This is a genomic window from Streptomyces sp. ISL-36, assembly GCF_018614205.1.
In the GTDB taxonomy this organism is placed as follows: domain Bacteria; phylum Actinomycetota; class Actinomycetes; order Streptomycetales; family Streptomycetaceae; genus Streptomyces.
The window spans coordinates 136,349-136,916 of record NZ_JAGGOS010000043.1; the positions used below are offsets into that span (position 1 = coordinate 136,349).

At 75.9% G+C, this 568-nt stretch carries 1 protein-coding gene; it reads left to right on the forward strand.

Annotation, left to right across the window (positions count from 1 at the left end; all coding sequences use genetic code 11):
- A partial coding sequence (locus tag J7E93_RS11870; RefSeq protein ID WP_215068240.1) for an alpha/beta fold hydrolase occupies positions 1–437 on the forward strand: 437 nt, incomplete at its 5' end.
- Between the last annotated feature and the right edge of the window lie 131 nt (positions 438–568).

Below are 568 nucleotides of genomic sequence, written 5' to 3' on the forward strand. Positions count from 1 at the left end.
CCTTCCCCGCCGCCGAGACCGCGGAGGGCAAGGCGCTCCGGGGCGCCATGGCCGACCGGCTGCTCGCCGAGGGCATGCGGGGGTACGCCGACGAGGTCCTGGACCGGATGGTCGCCCCGTACAACACCCACGCCGCGCCCCATGTCCACCGGATGATGTGCGCCACCGATCCGGCCGGTGCGGCGGCGGCCCTGCGCGGCCGGGCGGAGCGCCCCGACTACCGCGAGCTGCTCACCACCGTCCGGGTGCCGGCGCTGGTGGTCGTCGGCCGGGACGACGCGTTCACCCCGGTGGCGGACGCCGAGGCGATGCACGCGGCCCTGCCGGACTCGACGCTCGTGGTCGTGGAGTCCGCCGCCCACATGCCGAACCTGGAACGGCCGGAGGAGTTCGACGCGGCCCTCGCCGCCTTCCTCTCACTCGTTCGGCCCCGTTGAGCGTTCGGTCCCGCACCATCGCTCCGACGATGGGTCCATGAGCGATCGGTCCATGAGCCGGAGCACCACCCCCGCCCCGCAAGCCGTCCCCGCCCCGCAAGCCACCCGCGCCCGGGCCGGCGCCCGCACCC